At 45.4% G+C, this 13,962-nt stretch carries 15 protein-coding genes; 11 read left to right on the plus strand and 4 right to left on the minus strand.

Going from position 1 to position 13,962, the window contains the following annotated elements:
- Positions 1–4 precede the first annotated feature (4 nt).
- The gene (kdpC, locus tag NST94_RS02690) at positions 5–613 is read left to right on the plus strand and encodes a potassium-transporting ATPase subunit KdpC (protein WP_076193779.1); all 609 of its coding nucleotides are present in this window, start codon (positions 5–7) and stop codon (positions 611–613) included.
- 104 nt (positions 614–717) lie between these two features.
- On the plus strand, positions 718–3,042 hold the full coding sequence (locus tag NST94_RS02695) for a histidine kinase (RefSeq protein ID WP_339281621.1): 2,325 nt from the start codon (positions 718–720) through the stop codon (positions 3,040–3,042).
- A 100-nt stretch (positions 3,043–3,142) separates the two neighbouring features.
- Here the strand turns inward: NST94_RS02695 and NST94_RS02700 are convergent, their stop codons facing one another.
- Both NST94_RS02700 and ytxJ read right to left on the minus strand, forming a co-directional pair.
- On the minus strand, positions 3,143–3,382 hold the full coding sequence (locus NST94_RS02700; RefSeq protein WP_076124465.1) for a glutaredoxin family protein: 240 nt from the start codon (positions 3,380–3,382) through the stop codon (positions 3,143–3,145).
- Positions 3,379–3,705 (minus strand): bacillithiol system redox-active protein YtxJ, encoded by a 327-nt coding sequence (gene ytxJ, locus NST94_RS02705; protein WP_042123836.1) that lies wholly within the window; start codon positions 3,703–3,705, stop codon positions 3,379–3,381. The genes NST94_RS02700 and ytxJ overlap by 4 nt, the downstream gene beginning before the upstream one ends.
- A gap of 228 nt (positions 3,706–3,933) precedes the next feature.
- Here ytxJ and NST94_RS02710 point away from each other — a divergent pair, with 228 nt between their 5' ends.
- The 7 genes from NST94_RS02710 to NST94_RS02740 all read left to right on the plus strand — a co-directional run bounded on the left by NST94_RS02710 (position 3,934) and on the right by NST94_RS02740 (position 10,430).
- On the plus strand, positions 3,934–4,656 hold the full coding sequence (locus NST94_RS02710) for an SDR family NAD(P)-dependent oxidoreductase (RefSeq protein WP_280753274.1): 723 nt from the start codon (positions 3,934–3,936) through the stop codon (positions 4,654–4,656).
- Complete coding sequence (locus NST94_RS02715; protein ID WP_339281622.1) at positions 4,634–5,341, plus strand: ThuA domain-containing protein; 708 nt, start codon at positions 4,634–4,636, stop codon at positions 5,339–5,341. Before NST94_RS02710 ends, NST94_RS02715 begins: the two co-directional genes overlap by 23 nt.
- 145 nt (positions 5,342–5,486) lie before the next feature.
- Entirely contained in the window at positions 5,487–5,879 is a 393-nt protein-coding gene (locus tag NST94_RS02720) for a MerR family transcriptional regulator (RefSeq protein WP_076185170.1), read from the plus strand.
- A 37-nt stretch (positions 5,880–5,916) separates the two neighbouring features.
- Positions 5,917–6,243 (plus strand): thioredoxin domain-containing protein, encoded by a 327-nt coding sequence (locus NST94_RS02725; protein WP_076124458.1) that lies wholly within the window; start codon positions 5,917–5,919, stop codon positions 6,241–6,243.
- 111 nt (positions 6,244–6,354) lie between these two features.
- A complete protein-coding gene (locus NST94_RS02730) occupies positions 6,355–8,103 on the plus strand; it encodes a spore germination protein (protein WP_339281623.1) in 1,749 nt (582 codons plus the stop codon).
- Between the two features lie 27 nt (positions 8,104–8,130).
- The gene (locus NST94_RS02735) at positions 8,131–9,222 is read left to right on the plus strand and encodes a GerAB/ArcD/ProY family transporter (RefSeq protein WP_076179795.1); all 1,092 of its coding nucleotides are present in this window, start codon (positions 8,131–8,133) and stop codon (positions 9,220–9,222) included.
- Entirely contained in the window at positions 9,219–10,430 is a 1,212-nt protein-coding gene (locus NST94_RS02740) for a Ger(x)C family spore germination protein (RefSeq protein WP_339281624.1), read from the plus strand. Before NST94_RS02735 ends, NST94_RS02740 begins: the two co-directional genes overlap by 4 nt.
- A 17-nt stretch (positions 10,431–10,447) precedes the next feature.
- Here NST94_RS02740 and NST94_RS02745 read toward each other — a convergent pair whose 3' ends face one another.
- Positions 10,448–11,335: a CHAD domain-containing protein gene (locus NST94_RS02745; protein WP_339281625.1), complete on the minus strand. Its 888-nt coding sequence runs from the start codon at positions 11,333–11,335 to the stop codon at positions 10,448–10,450.
- A 239-nt stretch (positions 11,336–11,574) separates the two neighbouring features.
- Here NST94_RS02745 and NST94_RS02750 point away from each other — a divergent pair, with 239 nt between their 5' ends.
- Positions 11,575–12,468 (plus strand): hypothetical protein, encoded by an 894-nt coding sequence (locus NST94_RS02750; protein WP_081391852.1) that lies wholly within the window; start codon positions 11,575–11,577, stop codon positions 12,466–12,468.
- 102 nt (positions 12,469–12,570) lie between these two features.
- Here NST94_RS02750 and NST94_RS02755 read toward each other — a convergent pair whose 3' ends face one another.
- Positions 12,571–13,356 carry a carbon-nitrogen family hydrolase gene (locus tag NST94_RS02755; RefSeq protein ID WP_339282122.1) on the minus strand — a complete coding sequence of 262 codons (786 nt, stop codon included), beginning with the start codon at positions 13,354–13,356 and terminating at the stop codon, positions 12,571–12,573.
- 158 nt (positions 13,357–13,514) lie between these two features.
- Here NST94_RS02755 and NST94_RS02760 point away from each other — a divergent pair, with 158 nt between their 5' ends.
- Positions 13,515–13,943: a MarR family transcriptional regulator gene (locus NST94_RS02760; RefSeq protein WP_076304354.1), complete on the plus strand. Its 429-nt coding sequence runs from the start codon at positions 13,515–13,517 to the stop codon at positions 13,941–13,943.
- Positions 13,944–13,962: the final 19 nt, after the last annotated feature.

The raw sequence follows: 13,962 nt of genomic DNA on the forward strand, positions 1-13,962 counted from the left end.
ATCGATTGCGGACGCTGAAGAACAGTTGTCATCATCGAAGGGTGCTAATTTCTTTATTATATTACGGCTATGTCTAGTGTTTATTGTTCTTTGCGGAGTGATTTATCCTCTGACTACTACAGCGATTGCTCAAGTTCTGATGCCATCGCAAGCAAACGGCAGTCAGCTGAAGAATGACGCTGGAGTAGTTGTGGGCTCAGAACTCATCGGGCAAAGCTTTACGGACCCGGCATTATTCCATGGCCGTGTATCCAGCATTGATTATAAAGCGGAAGCCTCAGGTTCCAATAACTACGGCCCATCCAACCCGGATATGCTGCAGCGGACGAAGGATTCCATCACACAGTGGCAGCTTGATAATCCGGATGTGCCTGTAAACAAGCTGCCGGTTGATTTAGTAACCAACTCGGGTTCAGGTCTTGATCCGCATATCACTCCTGCGTCGGCAATTGTGCAGATTCCCCGGATCAGTAATTTGACTGGGATTCCAGCCGCGCAGCTGGAAGAGCTAGTGAATAAGCAGACCGAAGGTCGCGATCTAGGGCTGTTTGGTGAAAAGCGGGTAAATGTTCTTAAGCTGAACATGGAGCTGCAGAAATTAACGAACAAATAAATATAGCTAATATCCCTGCCCGATTGTTCAAACTGGGTCAGGGATATCTTGCTTTCTGGCATAGAAGAGTGAATGGATGAACGGGTTATTAAGGAGTGGTCTTGATGGGAACATATCGGAGGAAGACGCCGGAGGAACTGCTGCTCTCTATTTATGAGCTGCATCGTGGACGCCTGAAGATCTATATAGGTCCGGTCAGTGGATCAGGCAAGACCTATCAGATGCTGCGTGAGGGTCAGGCGCTGAAAGCACAGGGCATCGATGTTGTAATCTGTGCGGTTTCAACCAACCAGAGTCCAGAAACAAGGGATCAGCTGGGTGACTTGGAACGAATTCCAAGTATTCATTGGTTTCAGAAGGAGATCGAGAAGAAGGATCTGGACGTGGAGGCCATTGTGGCACGTAATCCAGAGGTTGTACTGACCGATGGATTGGCTCATCATAATCGCGAGGGTGCGGAGAGATCAACTAGGCTGGAGGATATCAAATATTTATTGGGCTGTGGAATTAGTGTCATCACAACTGTAAACGTATACGAGCTGGAGGGCGCAGCAGATCTAGCGCGGAAGTGGACGGGGATTGAGGTGGAATATTCCTTGCCTGCGGAAGTGCTCACCCTTGCAGATGATATCGTTCTAATTGATGTGACTCCGGAAAAGATACTTCAACGTTTGTCCGAAGGACATTTGGGCAAGAAGCAGCGGACTTCGCTTTTTAACAAAGGGAATCTAAGCAAGCTGCGGGAGCTGGCGCTGAGAATGGTTGCGGAGGATGTTAATGGTTCGCTGGAGAAGCATCGGGAGGAGCAAGGATTGCTGGGGGCTTCGGGGATTGCCGAAAAAGTGTTGGTGTCTGCACAGTATTATTGGAATGGCTCGATTCATATCCGCCGTGGGCAGCAAATCGCTAAACGGTTAAACGGAGATCTGGCGGTGGTATCCTTCTGGAAGCAGGGCCTGACGCCCTCTAAGGAAGCAGCAACCTTCAAGCGATCCCTATGGAAGCTGACTGAGAAGATTGGGGCCTCGATGGAGGAGATTTCTTTTCGCTCGAAGAGGGAGATTCCGGGACTTCTAGTGAAATACGCTATCCAGCATAATATTACCCGTATCGTTATGGGTCACTCTAAGCAAACGGCGTGGCAGGAGCTATGGAAGGGTTCGATTGCTAACTCATTGTTAAAGCAAATCCGCGGAGTAGATGTGTTTTTCGTGGCTGATCGTGCTGAGCGTGAGGGAGAACGTGTTCTTCCTACCCGGCAGAGCCGAAATGAGCGGAAAGCTGATGCTTATCACAGATTAAGCACTCAGGAAGTAAAGGATAAAATCGATGCGATTCGTGGGGGCACATTTAAAGTGTACATTGGTGCTGCTCCCGGGGTGGGCAAGACTTATAAGATGCTGCGAGAAGGAAATGATCTCTTAAAGAGAGGGATTGATGTTGTTATTGGACTACTAGAAACGCATGGACGTAAAGAAACGCTTGAACAGATCGGTGAGCTGGAGATCCTTCCGCGACTGAGCATTGACTATCGGGGGACTGTCCTTGAGGAAATGGATACGGCAGCTATTATTAAGCGTAATCCGGAGGTTGTACTGGTAGATGAACTGGCACATACCAATATGCCGGGCAGCAAGCATAAGAAGCGGTATATGGATGTTATGGAGCTATTGGATGCGGGGATCTCTGTAATCTCCACAGTGAATGTTCAGCATTTAGAAAGCTTGAATGATGCAGTAGAACAAATTACCGGAGTTAGAGTTAGAGAGACTTTCCCAGACAGCATTCTGCAACGGGCCGACGAGGTTGAACTTATCGATGTATCCCCCAAAACACTGCAAGAGCGGATGAAGGATGGAAAAATATATGCGATGACCAAAGTGGATCAGGCGCTGGGGGCTTTTTTCAAAATCGGCAATCTAATCGCCCTCCGTGAACTGGCGCTGCGGGAAATTGCTGATGATGTGGATGAACGTCTGGAGGCCTGGGAACGTGTCGGGTCGCTGCGGGGACCTTGGCGGCGGCAGGAAGCGATCTATGTGTGCATCACCTTAGGAGATCATGCGGAACGTCTGATTCGGCGCGGTTTTCGGATTGCCTATCGTCTAAAAGCTTGCTGGTATGTTACGTACGTACAGGAATATAAGCAGAGCGGGCCTTCTTACGATAAACGAATTAATGATTTGAAAGAATTGACGGAACGACTGGGTGGAACGTTTAAGATGATTCCTAACGTGCTCCCGGCACGAGTGTCTTCCTTGCTGCTTGAAAGGTCTCAAGCCTTACAGAGCACACAGATTATTATCGGCCAGTCCCAACGCTCATGGGTGCGCAAATGGCTACGCGGGGATGTCACTAAACAGATTTTGCGTTCGGCCAGAAATGTAGATGTACTGGTCGTGGCAAATCTTATGCGTGAGGAACCCTAAGCTTTAGAACAATGAAAAAAAAGGGATTCCTTGCCGAGTGGCTGCTGGAATCCCCTTTTTTGTAAGCATATATCAAGTGCTAAATAATTAAACGAATGAATTACTGAGCAGCTTCGAGAAGTGCTTTCAGCTCGGGAAGATTGAATCCTTTGGTGGCGTGATCCCCTGCTACAGTAACAGGAACACCCATGAAACCAAGCTTTTCGACTTCCTCTTGATAGACGGTGCTAGTCATAACATCTCTTACTTCAAAAGGGATACCTTGCTCCGTAAGATATTGTTTGACCAGATTACAGTCGCTGCAGCCTGCTGTTGAATAAACAATCACTTGCTGGCTCATTGGTTCACAGCCTCTTTGATAGCATCTCTTGTGATCTTCCAGTGGGAAGTGTTCCAGCGGACCTCATTATCCTCAAGCAGGAAGAGCTGTGGAGATTCATGCTTAATCCCGAAATCCTCGGCAATTTGATTGGAAACTGGACGATCCTCGATGACTAGAACCACTGCTGCTGCAGTATCCGCATCCTTTAGATAAGCCTGGAACTCCTCATTAGCTTTGGCGCTAATCGGGCAGGTAGTGCTGTGTTTGAACAGCAGCTTCTTGCCAGGTTTAGCCACATACTGCTCAAGATCTTCCAATGTATGAAGTTGTTGAATAGACATAGATATCACCCTCCTGGGATCGTTATTTTACTAACCATTGTGTTGTTAACAACCTGTAATCATGATTGTAACATATATTAAATTTAAAACAAAAAGGATTCTGGAGCAGCTAATCCAAGGATGACCAAACCCTCATTTTAGCGCGTTGAAAAAAAGGGGATGGCATGCTAAGGTGAAAGGAAGACAACTTGCTTCAATAATCCTTACTAGGTAGGAGTGTTGATAAGAATGAACGGAGTCGCATGTGTGACTGGAGCTGATCGGGGTCTCGGATTGTCTCTTGTGCACTCTCTTTTAGAGAAACAGTTCTCAGTATTTGCTGGACAATACATGAGAGATACAGATGAATTGAAAGCGCTTAAAGAGGAGTATCCGGAACAGCTGGAACTTATTCCACTCGATATTGGTAGTAAGGACAGTGTAAAGCAGGCAGCAAGGGCTATCGCCAGCAGAACTGGGCATGTTGATATTCTTATTAATAATGCCGGAATTATTCATTCCGCAGATGATGCTACGATGCTGGTGGATATGGATGATGAGGGCATGGCGGAGATTTATAATGTGAATACGCTAGGCGCGTTGAGAGTCAGCAATGCACTTATGGGACTTTTATTGCAAAGTAAGGATAAATTGATTGTTAATATTTCTTCGGAAGCGGGCAGCATTGGCAGAAATAAACGTATTAATATGTACGGCTACTGCATGTCTAAGGCGGCTCTCAATATGCAATCCTCCCTGATGCACAATCATCTAAAGACGCTTGGGGGTCAAGTGATGGTGTTTCACCCCGGCTGGATGAAGACTTATATGCATGGCGAAAAAAATGAGCAAGCGGATATTTCACCCGATGTGTCTGCAGACCAGATTATAAGTCAGGTTATGGAGTATAAAAAGTATCTAGGGGATGAGCCGGCCTATCTTGACGTGGATGGAAATACATGGCCTTGGTAGATGGGCTTCCCGTAATCAAAAAAACTACACGAAGAAAGGCGATGATAGGATGTCTACACTAAAAGCACTGGCACTCGGAAGTTATTCGGAGGTTAAATATCACCCATTTGCGGGAGTAGACCGGGAGATTGAGCAGATCCTTGCCAATGACCTGCAGGTATTCTCCTCGGAGGATTATGGGCTGCTTAATAAAGAAACATTATCTGACTACAAGCTGGTGATCTCTTATACCGAATTCTCTGATGATAAAATACCGGCGGAACAAAGCAGCGCATTGCTCTCCTATGTGGCTAACGGTGGCGGATTACTAGTGGTACATAACGGAATCTCCTTACAGCGTAATCAGGAGCTAGGCGCTATGCTGGGAGCGCATTTCACTCATCATCCAGAATTCACTTCGCTCCAGATGTCCATACCGGTACAGGAGCATCCCATTATGCAGGGAATCGAAGAATTTGTGATCGATGATGAGCCTTATTATTTTGAGCAGCATCCCTATTTCGAAACAACTGTGCTTATGGAATATCCTCATGATGGGGCAATGAGACAGGCGGCTTGGTGCCATGAATTTGGTCTAGGCCGGGTTGTTTATTTAATGCCTGGTCATCATTTGCCGTCATTTTCCGTAGAGCCCTTTCGCCAGATGATTCTTAGAGGTGGACTTTGGGCGGCAGGATTATTGTAGGATATAAGCGGATATACCTGTTGTAACATAAAACACGAGTCCAACTGCGGGTTAGCTGCGGTTGGATTTTTTTTGTTGACTCTAACATTGGTGTCAGGGTTTATACTGGTGTAGAACAATTCTCATGAACCCCGGGGAGAATGCTATGAAAATAGGTGAACTTGCTAAACTGACGGGCGTAAGCGTCCGTTCACTTCGTTACTATGAGAGTCAAGGATTAATCTCGCCGATCCGTCAGGCCAACGGATATCGGGAGTATTCTTCACTTGCTGTAGAGACGGTAGAAACGATTAAACTATATTTGAACCTGGGTCTGTCGACAGAGCAGATCGCGGGCTTTCTACATTGTGTCTTGAAGAACAAAGAAGCTTTCTGCGCAGAAGTGATGCCACTATACCGCAGTAAATTGGAAGATATTGAACGTCAGCTTGTAGAGCTGAATCAGATCAAGAGGAATTTGGAAGAACGAATGGCATCTATTCTGCAGGAGCAGGATGAGAGCAAGTTGGGAACGTGTCCACTGGAGAACTTGGAATAGTACTGCTGGTGTTGAAAAATATGAGGAGGAATGGCAAATGTCTATTATAAATGCCGATAGTGCGGATTGGGTGCGGTCAGAAATACGTGGTGGAGGAACGGTACTGGTGGATTATGGTGCGCCATGGTGCCCCCCTTGTAAGGTGCTGCTGCCTGTTCTGGAAGATCTTCACCAGGAATATGGAGACGATGTTTCTATTGTTAAGGTGAATTGTGATGAACTGCCGGATTTGGCTGGAGAAGCGGGTGTTATGGGGATGCCTACAGTCATTGTATATAAAGAGGGGCAGCCCGTGGAAAAGCTGGTCGGTCTGCGTCCGAAAGCAGCCTACCAAGGCATACTGAACAAGGTTCTTCAAGCATAAGGCGATAATTTTAAAGATGAAATTAGGGAGACTCCATATTGTGGGGTCTTTTTTGCGTGCATGATTTACCCATCTTCGGTAAAAAATACGAACACAGCTATAAAGGAGGTGATGAGGGTGTGGAATATTATTCTAGAGATAATTCCTAAATGGAGTGTGATTTTCCAAGCTATTATGATCTTTTTCGTTCCGTTTATTCTAATCCGGATAATGAGTTGGGCTAATGTAAAGGAAGATACGATAAGTACTAGAGCAAAAAAAGCTGCCGGCAGCATAGGTGGTGGGGTTCCTTACGGAGAAGCATCTCTAGGTTCTAGCAATACGAAAAAGGTTACTAAGGCGGACGATTCCGTTGGAATCAGTGAAGAATCTCCTACAGAAGCAAGCTATAGCGGTCAATTTCGGGAGGATTTGCAAAGATTTAAAGAGATGAGCACAGATATGCATGATGTGAGTTTTCGGGAGTTGCGTATCGGAGGTATAAAGCTGCAAGCGGCCCTTATATTTGTAGATGGACTGACAGATAAAGATAAAATGGATCGGAATATTCTGAAGCCTTTAATGGATGCCTATAAGGTTTTTAAAGATCCCCATACGATACCGGAAGCCAAGGATCTAAAAGATATTCTCATTCATGAGATCGTGCTTATTTCGGAAGTTGAGTTTACGGATAATGTGAAGCTCTCCCTTCAAAAGGTATTGTTCGGCTCTGTAGTGCTGTTAGTAGAAGGGATACAGGAGGCTATTGTGCTCAGCACCCCGAAGGGGAACACAAGAGGGATAGAGGAGCCTGAATCAGAAGCTGTCTTGCGGGGATCTCGAAGCGGATTTAATGAGACGTTAAGTGATAACACGGCATTACTGCGCCGACATGGGCAGAGCACAGAGCTAGCCATGATTTCTTTTACTGTAGGAAAGAGGATGAAGAAGGATCTGGTTCTAACTTATATCAAAGATATCGCGAACGATGAACTTGTCGAAGAAGTCAAACGAAGAATTAGGACGATTGATATAGATGATGTGCAAGAATCTGGTTATGTGGAGCAATTAATCGAAGATAATAGCTTCACGCCATTCCAGCAGATTCAGAATACGGAAAGACCTGACCGCGTAATGGCAGCGTTATTGGAAGGGAGAGTAGCTATCCTGCTGGATGGCACACCCTTTGCCTTGATCATGCCCGTGTCCTTCGGGATGCTGTTGCAATCCCCAGAGGATTATTACGATCGGTGGATGGTGGGGTCGTTGGTGCGCTTACTGCGTTTTCTCGCCGCATTGATATCAATGTTTGCACCGGCACTATATATTTCCTTCCTCTCCTTTCAGCCGGGATTGATTCCGACAAAGTTGGCCATTTCAATCATCAGCTCCCGCCAAGGTGTACCTTTTTCGGTATTAATCGAAGCTTTGATCATGGAGACCTCAATCGAAATATTACGGGAGGCTGGACTCCGGCTGCCTAAACCTATCGGTCCCGCGATGGGGATTGTTGGCGGTCTAATCATCGGCCAAGCCGCGGTAGAAGCGGGAATTGTGAGTCCAATTCTAGTCATCGTTGTTTCAGTTACAGCAATCTCCTCCTTCACCATCCCTATGTATAGTGCGGGAATGACGCTGCGTATGCTCCGTTTTATAGCGATGTTTTCTGCAGCAGTCTTTGGATTATATGGAGTTGTGTTATTTTTCCTTTTCCTGAGTGCCCATTTAATCAAGCTAAAAAGCTTCGGCATGCCTTATCTTGGCATGTTTATACCGTATAAGATTAAGGATTGGAAAGATTTTATATTCCGTATGCCACTGCAATTTCTAACAGGCCGCCCTACGCTGTTGAAGCCGAAGGACCCCCGACGCAAAGGGTGAGAGATCGAAGTAAAGGAGGAAGCGAATATGAGTACCGAGGTGAAGGACCGAATTACTGCTGTTCAAGCGACGATCATACTAGCCAATTATACTATTGCGGCAGGGATACTTACACTTCCTCGGACGATTGTAGAGGCTAGTGAAACTCCAGACGTGTGGATCTCCGTTTTTTTAGGGGGAGTAATTACCTTTTTAACAGGTTTAATTATAGTGAAACTTAGCCAACGGTTTCCAGGTCAAACTATTTTTCAATTTAGCGGGAAAATCATTGGCAAGCCACTTGGAGTGATGCTCTCTATATTAGTGATTGTTTATTTTCTGTGTATAGCCAGTTTTGAAGCACGTTCCGTACAGGAAGTGACCTCTTTTTTTCTGTTGGAGGGAACCCCTCCTTGGGCTATTGTTGCTGTGTTTATTTGGATAGCCTTCTATTTATGCAGAGGAGGACTTAATGCTATCACTAGCATGTGTAGGTTGATTGTTCCGATTACTTGGACAGTTTTTGTTGGAGTATGCTTGCTTAGTATTGAAGTTTTCGATATCGATAATTTGCGGCCTTTCCTTGGAGATGGTTTAGGACCGGTATGGAAGGGCATCAGGCCAACCATTCTGACTTTTACTGCTGGTGAAGCGATGCTGTTCGTTGTTGCTTTTATGGATAAGCCACAAAAAGCAGTAAAGGTAATTATTGCTGGATCATGTATATCAACGTTCTTTTATCTTTTAGCTGTTGTAATGACTATTGGTGCGTTTTCTATAGATGGAGTGGTCACAAGAACTTGGCCATTTCTTGATCTAGTGAGAAGCTTTGAGGTGAATTATCTTATTTTTGAGAGGTTTGAATCGCTGCTGCTGGTAATTTGGATTATGCAAATTTTCTGCACCTTCTGCATCACTATTTATGCTGCTGCTTTGGGAGTTTCTCAAATATTTCATAAACGATTTAATAGCTGCTTATTGGCTATACTTCCAGTAGCCTATGTAGTTTCCAGAATGCCACCAAATGTGAATGCTCTATTTGCATTAGGAACAGTCGTAGGTAATTGGATGATCGTTTTATTTGGATTAATTCCATTGCCGCTGTTGATCATCGCACATTTCCGGAGGGCGGCTTCATGAAAAAATGGAGAGTGTCGATTACATTTCTTATAGTATGTATTCTGTTGACCGGTTGCTGGAGCAGCACACCTGTTGAGGAGTTAAGTATGGAGATTGGTGTTGCCCTGGACAGTGCGGAGGAGACAGGGGATGAGGAGGCAACCCAGCAAGGAGGCGGGGGAAATCCTATGCCTGCCCAAATAATGAGTACCTACCAGTTTACGATTCCTCAAGGCTCAGGAGGGTCAGGTATGAAGTCTGGGGCTTCCCCATCCTCAACCAGAAATTACTATAACATGAGTGAAGTAAGTGATTCGATGTTTGAAGCATTACGGGCACTTTCACTGCGTACTAGACGTACTCCGATCGGACATCACCTTAAGGTCATTGTGATCGGTGAGAAGCTTGCACGTTCTACCAAGTTTTCTGAGTTAATTGATTTCTTTAGCAGGGATAACGATATCCGTCCCAGTGTTCTACTATATGTCAGCAAGGGAAAAGCCAAAGATGTATTGGAAAATGCGCTGCCGGGCCAAACCCCTTCATTTGTACTAGAGGGGATTTTTGTGAATAGAAGTCGGAGCACGAGGATATGGGAGCCGGTTTCAATAGCTAAAGTGGCGGGTCCTTTGCATGGTAAAAGAAGTTTCATGTTGCAGAATGTAATTTCTTTAGAAAAAGAGAAGGAGACAAAGCTGGATGGAGCAGGCGTAATTAAAGGGAAAACGGGAAAGCTCGTTGGTTTTTTAGATGCATCGGAGCTGGAAGGTATGGTCTGGCTGACTGGAAAGGGAGAGGGGGGTGCTCTCAAAGCATACGACCCGTCTAACAATAAGCTCATTACCTATGAAATCAAATCCCTGGGTAGTAAGTATAAAGCTAATGTGAAGGATGGGAAGATCTCTTTTCATGTGAAAATAGAATCTACGGGGAGATATGGTGAGGCTTTTGCCAAGAGTGCAAAGAAGTTACATGACGGCATTGTAAAGGAGGATAAAGCAGTGCTAGAGAAGCATGTCTTAGACATGCTTCAGGTCACTGTGAAAAAAATGCAGAAGGAGCTGCATACAGAGGTTGCAGGTTTCGGCAACGCTTTACGTATTCAACATCCAGCCGTATGGCGGAGCGTAGAGGATAACTGGGATGAAACCTTTAGTGAGATTCCGATTACCTATGAAGTGAAACTAAATATTGAAGAGTATGGTGCATCAGATACATCGGCTGAATAGAAAGGACCATTTGCAATTTACTTCGTTTGTGTCTGGATAGGAATGACATCATTATGATGCAGTGCATCGAGCACTTCATCCTTTAATTGCGACGTGAAGGCATTCCATGCTTTTTTACCGATGTCCAGCTCTTCACGTCCAATAGCATTCAGTGTTTCCAGCCATAGACGTTTGTCGTTAATCAGCCCAAGTTGATCTTGAATCTCCTTATAGATCTCCTCATGCGCATGAAATTTCTGATTTAACGCAAAATCGGCCGCACTCGCGGTATAACGAAGTTCCTTAGCAGCGATTCTTAGCTGGTGCAAAGCGTCGAAGGCTTCTTTAGATTCGGCATTGTCTTCATGGAAAATAGCTTTACAGGTTTTTTTCTTCTGCTCATAAGCGATCTCAAGCTCACGCATAACAACGTTAACATTCTTTTTGGCGGCTAGGGCTTCAAGCTGCTCGCTTAGGAAGGTCTTCCACTTTTCCTCGAGGTCTTCATTGATTAGTTCAGGCAGCTCCTTAGCGAGCTTCTTGCGGTAAGTTTTGCGCTTGTCCTTTTGGTAAGCAAACACTGCCTTTAACAGGTCTGCAGTTTTGGAATCTCCGTTCTCCTTCGCTTGCTTGCGCTTGTTCTTGAAAGATTCTATTAGAACATCTGCATCTCTCACTTTACCTAATCTCTTTTGCGCTTTTTTGAAAATAGGGTACAGGCCTGAAGTGTGCCGCGGATCAAGAATGGATAATAGACTTAGCAGCTTACGGCAGTTCACTCTTGCCTGGTGGATATCTTCATCCGCGAATTTATTTAATGCGTCATGGCTGTAATCCCAAAAGTTGATATAAAGGTGGTTAAGGGCTTGTTCCCATTGCTTTGTTTTGGTTAGCTGTCGTTCTTTGGTCAGCTTGTCTCCTGTCATGCAGCATCACTCCTTAACGTTTGGGATAGCATGAATTTAGGTCTTCCCCTATTATGCTCTGGGGCAAGTCCATTTACTATAAGAATAGCGTTATCATAACCTCATTTCAATTCTCTACTCACAGCATGGAGACAGATCGGTTACAATATTACTATCATTATTTATACGGATAGGCTTGGATCTTTAGCTGGTAGAGAATAGCAGGTCTCGTGGCTCATATTCGGGAAAGAGGGGCTTTGGTGGATACTCGTGAGTATGATTCAATATTTAGTAAACTTCCTTCAGAAATGGGGCTCTTTCAACATCTGAGTGCAAGGGATGAGAGCAAAGGTACAGAAGCAGGGAGCTTAGAGGATATGCTGGTCCCATTCGCTTTTGAGGAAACCTTATGCCGGGATGTTGGAGCGGGACTTATACCTCCTAGCTTACATCTGTGGAGTCATTCTGGTGGTGTGGCACTTGGACTTCGGGACAGTAAGCTACCGTGTGCAGCTCAGGCGATGCTTACGCTTGAGGCGCAAGGGATTAGAACAGCGGTTAGGCATTCCGGCGGGGCTGCGGTGCCTCTGGATGCAGGGATCATTAATGTTTCTCTAGTTCTGCCCAAAGGACGTGGAAAGCTGGACTTTCATGATGACTTTAAGCTCTTGGCTGCTTTGATCACGGAAGCGGTTGCTATAAGTCATCCACAGGCTGCGGCGCAAATTGAGGCTGGTGAGATTGTTGGTTCTTACTGCCCTGGTGATTTCGATCTGGCCATTGGTGGCCGGAAGTTTTGTGGTATTGCTCAGCGTAGGCAGAACAATGCCTATTTTGTACATGCATTTGTTGTAGTTTCTGGCTCGGGACAAGAACGCGGTGAACAAATTCGTAATTTCTATGCGCAAGCCTCCGGAGGAGACTCCTCACTATCATATCCACAGGTTCGTCCAGAGACGATTGCTGGACTGGGTGAACTCGGTGGACCTGAAGTGGCGAAAGTGTTTGGGGAGGGGATTATTCAGGCTTTAATTCGTCGTGGAGTCTCTCTTAGAGCATCCCGCATTTTGCAGCAAGAGACAGGATACAGCTTGGACTATGATGATCCACGTGTGCTCGATGCAACGCGGGTGCTGCGCGAGCGGTATTCCTAAGGGCTGAGCATGGGTTGGAGTCTGTTAAAAAAGGACGTAACGGAAAGCTGGATAATGCCAGCCTACGTAACGTCTTTTTTAATATTCAACAATGACGCTCTTTTAATTATACAACTCAGGACGTCTGTCCGAAAAAATCGGAATTTGTTTCCTAATCTCACGCACCTGATGTAAATCGATCTCTCCGGTTAGAATTTCTTCCTCTTCAGAAGCCTCACACACAATATCTCCCCAAGGATCAATAATCATTGAATGCCCAGCAAAGAAATTGGCAGGATCGCTGCCTGCACGGTTGCAGGCTACAACAAAACATTGGTTCTCGATGGCCCGGCTGATCAACAGCGCCCGCCAGTGGGACAATCTGGGCAGTGGCCATTCAGCGCAGACGAACAGGATTTCCGCCCCTTGTGCGGTATGGGCGCGAACCCATTCCGGAAACCGGATATCATAACAGATTAGCCCTGCACATAACGTATCGTCTAATGTAAATAGTCCTTTGGCTTCTCCCGGCTGCAGATACAAATGTTCATCCATCAGCTGGAACAAATGCAGCTTGCTGTATTGTCCGACGAGCTCACCTGATCGATTAAATACATACATGCGATTAGTTACACCAGTATCATTTCGGCTAGCGACAGAACCAGCGATGATATTGATGCTGTATTGTTTAGCCAAGCTGGAGATAAATGCCTTGGTAATTTCTCCTTCCGGATCGCCAATATCTTCTAAGCGAGTTAGATCATAACCAGTGGTCCATAGCTCAGGGAGAATCAGACAATCGGGGGCAGCGACAGCGGCTTCTTTTATTTTCTGGACAACAGCAGCATAATTCATAGCGGGATTGCCAAATGCTATATCCAGCTGAATCAGGGATATTCTCATAGGTATCCTCCTCTTTTGTTCAAGCGTATAGCACCGGATGAGGATAAGCAATGTTGATTTTTTAAAAATGATTTGATATATTAGTTGACGGGTCAATGATTATGCGTTAGTATAATTTCATACAAAACAATTGCATGCAATTAAATATAGAAAGGAGGTATATTTTGACGGAGTACTGTCCTGAGGAAGAACATATATTTGAACTGCTGCAGGCCTTAAACAAAGGAATCTCTCCAAAATTCGAACGTTGTGCAGGGATCAGTCCCACACGGCTTCGCCTCCTGCATGAACTGTTTCGGGTAGATGAAGTCAGCCAAATCAGTCTGCAAAAGGAAATGGATATTGATGCGGCAGCCGTCACACGTCATCTGAAGGGATTGGAAGAGAGTGGCATGATCGCTCGCCGCAATAACCCAGCCGATAACAGGGTCACATTGGTCTCATTAACCGATCAAGGTCGGGAAAGAATGGTTAAATATAGCGAAGAGAAAAGGCGGTTTATCGCTACTCTGCTAACAGGTTTTAACGATCAGGAGCGAGCAGTGCTCATTGATATGCTCAATCGTCTGCAATCTAATATCATTCTGTTGTAACTTACAAAACACACTCAAA

It is taken from the genome of Paenibacillus sp. FSL H8-0282 (genome assembly GCF_037963825.1).
Taxonomy (GTDB): domain Bacteria; phylum Bacillota; class Bacilli; order Paenibacillales; family Paenibacillaceae; genus Paenibacillus_AQ; species Paenibacillus_AQ odorifer.

Coding starts and splice junctions, on each gene's coding strand:
- NST94_RS02710 (WP_280753274.1), top strand. CDS start 3,934: ATGAACGGAGTCGCATGTGTGACTGGAGCTGATCGGGGTCTCGGATTG.
- NST94_RS02720 (WP_076185170.1), top strand. CDS start 5,487: ATGAAAATAGGTGAACTTGCTAAACTGACGGGCGTAAGCGTCCGTTCA.
- ytxJ (WP_042123836.1), bottom strand. CDS start 3,705: ATGTCTATTCAACAACTTCATACATTGGAAGATCTTGAGCAGTATGTG.
- NST94_RS02695 (WP_339281621.1), top strand. CDS start 718: ATGGGAACATATCGGAGGAAGACGCCGGAGGAACTGCTGCTCTCTATT.
- NST94_RS02740 (WP_339281624.1), top strand. CDS start 9,219: ATGAAAAAATGGAGAGTGTCGATTACATTTCTTATAGTATGTATTCTG.
- NST94_RS02730 (WP_339281623.1), top strand. CDS start 6,355: ATGAGGGTGTGGAATATTATTCTAGAGATAATTCCTAAATGGAGTGTG.
- NST94_RS02725 (WP_076124458.1), top strand. CDS start 5,917: ATGTCTATTATAAATGCCGATAGTGCGGATTGGGTGCGGTCAGAAATA.
- NST94_RS02715 (WP_339281622.1), top strand. CDS start 4,634: ATGGAAATACATGGCCTTGGTAGATGGGCTTCCCGTAATCAAAAAAAC.
- NST94_RS02700 (WP_076124465.1), bottom strand. CDS start 3,382: ATGAGCCAGCAAGTGATTGTTTATTCAACAGCAGGCTGCAGCGACTGT.
- NST94_RS02745 (WP_339281625.1), bottom strand. CDS start 11,335: ATGACAGGAGACAAGCTGACCAAAGAACGACAGCTAACCAAAACAAAG.
- NST94_RS02735 (WP_076179795.1), top strand. CDS start 8,131: ATGAGTACCGAGGTGAAGGACCGAATTACTGCTGTTCAAGCGACGATC.